This window comes from Priestia sp. P5_B4 (assembly GCF_056400385.1).
On sequence record NZ_JBFULJ010000120.1, the window covers coordinates 1 to 8247 of the forward strand.

Below are 8247 nucleotides of genomic sequence, written 5' to 3' on the forward strand. Positions count from 1 at the left end.
GCAGATTTACCATGTAAAAGGACTTAAGTACATTATTCGTTCAGCTGCCACGAGCGATGCACACGAACTGTCTCACCTTAGAGTTCAGCTAGACGGAGAAACGGAAAACTTAGATCGTGAACCAGGAGAAGGGTATATGGACGAATCCGATTTTAAAAAACTTATTCAACGTGACACAGAAAGTAAACGAAACTTATTTTTGGTAGCAAGTGTACATAATGAAATTGTCGGGTTTTCAAGATGCGAAGGTAATGACTTGAAACGATTTGCCCACAAAGTAGAGTTTGGCGTATGCATCGCAAAAGAATGGTGGGGATATGGAATTGGCAAAGAGCTTTTACAGCAGTCCATACGATGGGCAGATAGCGCGGGCATGAAGAAAATAACGCTGAATGTGCTAGAGACCAATAAACAAGCGATTGATTTATATACAAAATTCGGGTTTGAAATGGAAGGAGTATTAAAAAATGACAAGATGCTGTCTGACGGCAAGTACTATAGTACGGTTGTAATGGGCAGGTTTAATGAATAAGAGAACAAGGCGCTGATAAAACAGCGCCTTGTTTCTTTACTTTTGTGTTTCACGAACCCATTTGACAATATCATCAATGACATAAGAAGGAATGTTGGCTGAAACAGCATATTCATCGGGCGTGCTTTTTTCACCAGTTCCTTCTGTGAAAAAGTGGTTGAGCTTTGGATAAAGCTTAAAAGAAGTGTTGGAACGCTGAGATAAGCTTTGTTTCCAGCCTTCAAAATCTTCGGTCGTTACTTGATAATCACGTGCTCCTTGTAAAAGAAGCAGAGGCGTGTCCTGAGATTTTGCGACTTCTGCAGGGTGCCAGTGAGCTACGTCATACCAAAAATAAGGCGTGCCAAGCAGAAATTCTTTTGGCGGCTGAGCTGGTGAAAAGCTTGGGTCTTGTAAAATGGCAAACTGCTGCTGGAAAAAAGCAAGCTGCTCTTTCGGAAGCTGATTCAGCGATACAAGATAGGCAAATTGTTCAAGCATTAACTCTGGAAGTGTGCGGCTTGGTGCAGCAAGTAAAATAGAGCCGCGCACGCTTTTATCCGGCGTGTGATTTAAAATCCTGGGCATCATCATGCCGCCTTGACTGTGTCCTAGTATGAAAATATTGCGGCTGTCGATGCCTTTTTGTTTCGCCATTGCTTCCACTGCGAGTACGGCATCATCCGTTGTTTCATCGTCGACGTTTATTTTATTTTCACCGGACATTTTAGCTGTATGTTCGTATGTACGCTTGTTGTAGCGTAAAACGGCGATTCCTTGAGAAGCCAGTCCAGAAGCCAGATCTCGAAACGGCTTTAAGCTCATAAACGTTTCATCTTGATCAGAAGGTCCTGATCCGTGAACGAATATGACAACGGGTACATTTTGATGTTTTGAACGTGTTGGAAGAGTAAGCGTTGCTGGAAGTTCGTAAGGTGCTTTGCCGATTGAAAGCTGTTTTTCACTGTAGTTCTTAGGGGTGTCATAAGGCGGTGTGGAAAACGAAAACTGGCGCTCCTCCGGTACGATTCGCCAATCATCAATTTGACGATTTTGACTAAATCGAACGGTTAAAGTAGCTGATACGTGTTCAAATTCAATTGGGATTTCTATATTTCGATGAACCATATTGACTTCACCTTGTACAGCTGTCCCAATCTTTTTTACAGCACCAAGCTGAGCCGTTAGAGCTGACCACCATGTTTTTAGGTTGTCTTCACTCATTTTGGACTGCAGGCTGCGTGAAAAATGGCGCTTAGCTTCTTTTGTTTTGCCGTTGGCGACATTCGTTAAAAATGCGTTTGCTCGTTTGACTTCAACTTTTGCTGAATGATGAGCAGCATTCGCCGCTGCTTCAGCTTGAACAGGTGAAGTGGACATAGGAAGTGCTTGAAGCCCAAGTGCTAAAGAAACAGCGAGTGGAAGGGCAGCTTTTACTTTTTTCATACATCATCCTCCTTGGCGATTCTTGTACTCTATCAGTATACCAATTTTAGGTAAAAGGAGTCATGTCATTCTAAGATAAAAAAGCCGATGCGTTATGAATATGGTAAAATAAAGAAGTTACATTATTTAGAAAATTTAAATATCTAAAAAAGGAGCGCTTTTATGACCTATGATCCGCATTATCATCCACATCCATCTTACCGAGTTCCTGTTTATGCAAAAAAAGGAATGGTATCTACATCTCAGCCGCTCCCAGCGCAGGCAGGCCTTGATATTTTAAAAAAAGGCGGCAATGCCATTGATGCAGCAATCACGACAGCTGCGAGCCTTACTGTATTAGAGCCCGCATCTAATGGAATCGGAGGAGACGCGTTTGCGCTTGTTTGGACAAATAATCAGCTGTATGGACTAAACGCTAGCGGACCTTCTCCCCAGTCTATTTCCATTGATGCGCTAAAGGAAAAAGGATACAGAGATATTCCTAAATACGGAATGATTCCCGTTACGGTTCCCGGGGCTCCGGCTGCTTGGGCTGCTTTATCGAAGCGATTTGGCAAACTGCCTCTTTCTCAAGTACTGCAGCCTGCCATTCAGTACGCCAAAGAAGGATTTCCGCTAGCGCCTACTCTCGCGAAACAATGGAAACAAGCGTACGATACGTTTAAACGAGTACATACAAGCAAAGAATTTGAATCGTGGTTTCAAACGTTTGCGGCTAATGGACAAGCACCAAAAGCAGGAGAAATGTGGTCATCCATCCATCATGCCCGTACGCTTCAGCTCATTGGCGAAACAAATGCAGAAGCGTTTTATAAAGGCGAGCTTGCGGATCGTATTGATGCATTCAGTAAAAAACACGGCGGCTTTTTATCAAAAGAAGATTTGGCTGCTTTTGAGCCTGAGTGGGTGAATCCTATTAGCGCTCACTACCGTGGATATGATGTATGGGAAATTCCTCCGAACGGTCAGGGGCTTATTGCGTTACTGGCATTAAATATCGTAAAAGGCTTTGAGCTTCTAGAAAAAGATGCCGTGGATACGTATCATAAACAAATAGAAGCGATAAAGCTTGCGTTTGCGGATGGAGAAAAATACATTACGGAAGAAGCAAAAATGAGCGTGTCTGTTAGTGAGCTTCTGTCTGATACATATGCAAGCTATCGCCGCGGCCTTATAAAAGAACATGCCCTGCAGCCTGAAGCGGGAGAGCCTGTTGGAAGCGGAACGGTGTATTTAGCAACGGCTGATGAAGAAGGAAACATGGTTTCGCTTATTCAAAGTAATTATATGGGCTTTGGTTCTGGAATCGTTGTGCCAGAAACGGGAATTGCCTTGCAAAACCGCGGCCACAATTTTTCAATGGATCCTAATCACGATAACTGCCTTGCTCCTAATAAAAAAACGTTTCATACCATTATTCCGGGCTTTCTCACTAAAAATAATGAGCCCGTAGGACCGTTTGGAGTGATGGGAGGTTTTATGCAGCCGCAGGGACATATGCAAGTCGTCATGAATACGATTGACTTTCAGCTTCATCCTCAAGCTGCTTTAGACGCGCCAAGATGGCAGTGGAAAAAAGATAAAACGGTGCTTGTAGAGCCAGCTTTTCCATCCCACGTAGCACAAGCGCTTGAACGAAAATGACATAAAATTGAAGTAGCCGTGGATTCTATGGCATTTGGGCGCGGACAGATTATTTGGAGAGATCCTGAAAGCGGCGTGCTATGAGGAGGAAGTGAATCACGAACGGATGGATTCGTAGCCGGATGGTAACGTTTAAAAAAACACAATAGGTGAAGGAAGAAGCCCGTACTGATTAGAGTTGGGCTTTTTCCATGTCTCAACCACATGTATAAATCTCTTCAAAGAACTGAAAACTAAAACAAATATTTACGTATGTATGGATAGCGTGAACTTAAGGGTTATGTACGGAAAATTTACATTAGACGCTGCTGCGTATCTTTATAAATTAACATAAGCAATAATTGAGCGTGGTGAGAACAGCCGTCTCAAGCTGCCAATTGACATGAAGGTAGGCTAACAACACTTGGTGAAAGGAGCGAAAAGGTGATGAGAAATAAAAAGTTTGAAGTGAAATTTTTACGTGTAATGCTACTTATCGCCCTGGGGATTCTCCCTTTTTTATTTAGAAAACCACCGATTAAAGACTGGCTGCTGGCCTATGTATTTAACGCCTTAACAAATGGTATTATTGATAAATTTATTGTAACTCACGGCCTTCTTCGATATCCAACTCGCTTATTGAAAAAACAGTTTAGAATTAACGTGTTGTTCGACTTTTTGCTTTATCCTATGATATCCGTCATGATTAATCAAGCTACATATTACGATAAAGGGTTAAAAGTTTTATATAAAATTATGTTTTTTACGATTCCAATGTTTTTTATTGAATTATGGGCTGAAAAACGAACGAAGCTCATCGAGTGGAAAACAGGCTGGATGTGGTATCACACTTTTACTAGCGTAACGTTAAAATCGTATCTTAACCGTATGCTGATTGGATGGATTCGAAAAATTGAAAAGAAGCAGGAAGAAACGAAAATACAATAGCAGAGATTCTAAAAACGACGTTAGAGAGGTGAACAAAGGTGCATATTTCTGTCCTTCTATGGCTGATTTTTCAAAATATCCATAAGAAAACGTGGAACAAAATACGCGAGCTGTATGCTGGGGTTTTATACGTGAGCTTTTTTAATATGCTCTACTACTTTTTATGTAATGATAAATTGCTTTGGGATTTTAAATCTTCTCATCTTTCATTAAAAGTACTGCGTATTTTACACCTTATGTTCATTACGCCTCTCATGATTTTGTCGTTCTTAGCTACTTATCCGTCTACACTCGCTAAGCAGGTGAAATATATTACAAAATGGGTATGTACAGCTTCGTTTGTAGAATGGGTTGGGCTCAGGTGTAAGKGGATTACATTTAGGCACGGCTGGCATTTGGGGTGGTCGGCACTTATTTACGTAATGATGCTTATCTTCTCGAGATGGTTTCAAAAAAAGCCTTTTGCGGTCTTACTGCTCTCGGTTTTAGCAACAGGGGTTCTCAGCGTTATCTTTAAAGTTCCCGTGAGCAAACGGATGCTAAAACATCCGCTGAAACGAATATTGACGCGGCCTTTAAAAGATCATGTGACTCAAGCTGTTGCGAATAAAGTAAAGCGAAAATGCCTGCTTCTCAAGCTGTTCTCGTAAGTACCTGCTCTCTGTGAAGAGCAGGTTTTTTAGCTTACTGGAGGAATAACGTTTGTCAGCAGCAGAACGAAAAAAATCAGGCCCACTCCCGTAAAGCTTAAAGAAGCAAGAAAATAAGCCGTCCAGCGCAAACGAAACGGATTGTGTTCAATAGTGGCCCCAGACATTAATCTCATGGAATGAGTTTTATAGTGAGAATGAGCGCTGTTGCTTCCGCTGCTTGAAAACCAAAAAGTCAAAACTGAAAACAAAAGTCCGCTAAAAAACATAAGCTCAATAAAGCGGATAGACAAAAATGATGAGCACGCATAGGTTAATCCAGCTTCAATAAGCAGTGTAATAACAAAAATAAGCTGAGTTCTCTTTAAAAAATTCTCCCCTTTTTTCTCTGTGTCTACTTTTTATTATACAATAATTTACATGTATAAAAAGTCTCAAAAATGCTTTTATTATGATATAATGGTAATAAATGTATTGATGAAAAGTATACAAAATATGGATGCATCACGATTGTAAGGTCTTTTATAATGATGAGACTTACTATATACGCTGCGCTTAGCTTCAAGTGCGTAGAATGAAAGTGAGGAGGGTGTATGGACTTAGGAGAGACTGTGATCGCCATATTAGCAGCGGGGGCACTGCTGTTATACGGTACGTTAGAGCTTTGGTTTGCGCCTCGTAATTCTTCCTTTTTTGAAGGGTGGAAGCAAAAACTAGCCGTCATTTTACCGTTATACGCAGTTACATTTGGTATATGGTTCGTGTTTTTTTCGTAACAAAAAAAGTCTTACAAAAAGGAGGAATGAAAGATGGAAATCAATTCATACCTCATTCGGTTTTCATGTATGCTGATGCTCATGTTTGGAGGGATATTTATTATTCGGTATGTAAAAACAGGTGACTTTTATGTAGATCAGCTTCTTGTCTTTGGAGCGGGTTTTGTTCTGTTTATCGGCTCACTTATTTGGAAAAGAAAACATCAGCAGCAAGGAAATAGAAAAGCTTGTTAATCTCATGAAATTGTGACAGTATAAAACAGATAAAAAATGTAATCTCGTGATCGTACCATTGGTTACGAGCTGCTGCTGGAGGAAAAGAAAATGAATGTACCTAATTGCCCAAGCTGTCAATCACAGTATACATATGAAGATGGAAACCTGTTCGTCTGCCCGGAGTGTGGGCATGAATGGGGACAAGACGAAAAAACAGAAAGCACGGAAGAACAGCTGACTGTAAAAGATGCAAACGGGAACCTTTTAAAAGACGGAGATTCAGTTACTGTCATCAAAGACTTAAAAGTAAAAGGAAGCTCATCGGTTGTAAAAATCGGAACGAAAGTAAAAAGCATTCGTTTAGTAGAAGGCGATCATAACATCGACTGCAAAATTGACGGATTTGGAGCCATGAGCTTAAAATCTCAGTTTGTTAAAAAAGCATAAGAATTAAAAAAGCCAGGATGAAGAACAACTTCACCCTGGCTTTTTTCTATGTGTTTTAACTGATAAAGCGAAATATATAGACCAATTTGTCTATTTTAGAAGGAATCTAGCTAAATGTCCCGAACTTACTTAAAGTGTCTCAGGATTTGGATATTAATGGAATGAATGTCCGTTTCATGAAGACAAAAGGGAGGGAGAAATGTGAAAAAGTTTTTAGCGTTTCAAATTTTAATTGCATTAGTAATCGGAGCTGTTATCGGGCACTTTTTCCCGGACTTTGGGATGGCTTTAAGACCGGTAGGAGACGGGTTTATCCGGCTCATTAAAATGATTGTGGTGCCGATTGTCTTTTCAACCATCGTCATAGGTGCTGCGGGAAGCGGCAGTATGAAACAAATGGGGAGTCTAGGGTTAAAGACGATTATTTGGTTTGAAATCATTACTACCATCGTATTAGCAATCGGTCTGCTGTTAGTGAATTTGCTAAAGCCCGGAGTAGGCCTCGATCTTTCTCATCTTGTAAAAAAAGATATCGGTGAATTGTCTCAGTACACCGACAAAGTCGTAGACTTTAAACAAATGATTTTAAACATCATTCCAACGAATATCGTAGATGTGATGGCAAAAAATGATTTGCTGGCCGTAATTTTCTTTGCTATTTTATTCGGTGTTGCCGCTTCAGGAGTCGGTAAAGCATCCGAACCTGCAATGAAATTTTTTGAATCTACGGCTAAAATTATGTTTAAATTAACGCAAATTGTTATGGTCACAGYGCCTCTTGGTGTACTAGCGCTAATGGCTGCATCTGTGGGGCAATACGGCATTGCACTTCTGCTTCCAATGCTAAAGCTAATTGGAACCGTCTTTTTAGGTCTTTTTATTATTTTATTTGTTTTATTTCCGCTTGTTGGGTTTTTGTTCAAATTCAACTACTTTGAAGTATTCAAAATGATTTGGGACTTGTTTCTTATTGCCTTTTCAACAACAAGTACGGAAACGGTGCTGCCACAGCTGATGGAGCGGATGGAAAAGTACGGATGTCCTAAACGAGTTGTGTCGTTCGTTATTCCGTCGGGTCTGTCATTAAACTGTGATGGCTCCACGCTGTATTTATCCGTTTCATGCGTCTTTTTAGCGCAGGCTTTTAACATCGATATGCCATTAACTCAGCAATTATTTATGATGCTTATACTGGTGATGACAAGTAAAGGAATTGCGGCTGTCCCGTCAGGTTCACTTGTTGTTCTTTTAGCAACAGCCAACGCAGTAGGTCTGCCGGCTGAAGGAGTGGCAATTATTGCAGGAGTAGACCGCATCATGGATATGGCCAGAACAGGAGTCAACGTTCCAGGCCACGCGATCGCCTGTATTGTCGTCTCAAAATGGGAAAAAGTATTCCGCACCCAAACGCCGATCCCGCCTGCATCTCACACGGAATCTCTATAAAACCAACCCCCGCTTTAGCTCATAAAGCGGGGGTTTTTTGTTAAATCTCTAAATATTTATTAACGATGTAGACTAGAGTAATTTGTCATATTCAGCCCTATTCAAAAAAAGAGGACGCGCCGCTTAAGTCTAAAAAAATGCCCTGTGACTGTTTTTTGGTCACAGGGCATTTTTTAGATGAATG

The 8247-nt window shown here is 40.8% G+C and carries 9 protein-coding genes and 1 pseudogene; 8 read left to right on the forward strand and 2 right to left on the reverse strand.

The features are described 5' to 3' along the window. Window positions 1–532 (forward strand): N-acetyltransferase family protein (locus AC1DRF_RS12065; protein ID WP_477740817.1); only part of this gene is annotated, 532 nt, incomplete at its 5' end. A gap of 36 nt (window positions 533–568) precedes the next feature. Here AC1DRF_RS12065 and AC1DRF_RS12070 read toward each other — a convergent pair. After that, window positions 569–1957, reverse strand: coding sequence for an alpha/beta fold hydrolase (locus AC1DRF_RS12070; RefSeq protein WP_477740818.1), 1389 nt, complete (start codon window positions 1955–1957; stop codon window positions 569–571). Between the two features lie 162 nt (window positions 1958–2119). Here AC1DRF_RS12070 and AC1DRF_RS12075 point away from each other — a divergent pair. From AC1DRF_RS12075 to AC1DRF_RS12085, 3 genes and pseudogenes are all read left to right on the forward strand, one after another. Then, a pseudogene (locus AC1DRF_RS12075) lies at window positions 2120–3685 on the forward strand (gamma-glutamyltransferase family protein). Window positions 3686–4027: 342 nt separating this feature from the next. Further along, window positions 4028–4528: a CBO0543 family protein gene (locus tag AC1DRF_RS12080; RefSeq protein WP_028409340.1), complete on the forward strand. Its 501-nt coding sequence runs from the start codon at window positions 4028–4030 to the stop codon at window positions 4526–4528. 38 nt (window positions 4529–4566) lie between these two features. Beyond that, a complete protein-coding gene (locus AC1DRF_RS12085) occupies window positions 4567–5178 on the forward strand; it encodes a CBO0543 family protein (RefSeq protein ID WP_477740819.1) in 612 nt (203 codons plus the stop codon). A gap of 29 nt (window positions 5179–5207) precedes the next feature. On the opposite strand, the gene AC1DRF_RS12090 is transcribed toward AC1DRF_RS12085, so the two are convergent. Next, complete coding sequence (locus tag AC1DRF_RS12090; protein ID WP_477740820.1) at window positions 5208–5471, reverse strand: hypothetical protein; 264 nt, start codon at window positions 5469–5471, stop codon at window positions 5208–5210. A gap of 300 nt (window positions 5472–5771) precedes the next feature. Here AC1DRF_RS12090 and AC1DRF_RS12095 point away from each other — a divergent pair, with 300 nt between their 5' ends. The 4 genes from AC1DRF_RS12095 (at window position 5772) to gltP (ending at window position 8063) form a co-directional block, all read left to right on the forward strand. Then, entirely contained in the window at window positions 5772–5954 is a 183-nt protein-coding gene (locus tag AC1DRF_RS12095; protein WP_217598602.1) for a hypothetical protein, read from the forward strand. Window positions 5955–5987: 33 nt separating this feature from the next. Then, a complete protein-coding gene (locus tag AC1DRF_RS12100; RefSeq protein WP_427075907.1) occupies window positions 5988–6188 on the forward strand; it encodes a hypothetical protein in 201 nt (66 codons plus the stop codon). Window positions 6189–6278: 90 nt separating this feature from the next. After that, complete coding sequence (locus AC1DRF_RS12105) at window positions 6279–6617, forward strand: zinc ribbon domain-containing protein YjdM (protein ID WP_016764918.1); 339 nt, start codon at window positions 6279–6281, stop codon at window positions 6615–6617. Window positions 6618–6818: 201 nt separating this feature from the next. Then, window positions 6819–8063: a glutamate-aspartate/proton symporter GltP gene (gene gltP, locus AC1DRF_RS12110; protein ID WP_477740821.1), complete on the forward strand. Its 1245-nt coding sequence runs from the start codon at window positions 6819–6821 to the stop codon at window positions 8061–8063. The last annotated feature ends 184 nt before the right edge of the window (window positions 8064–8247 follow it).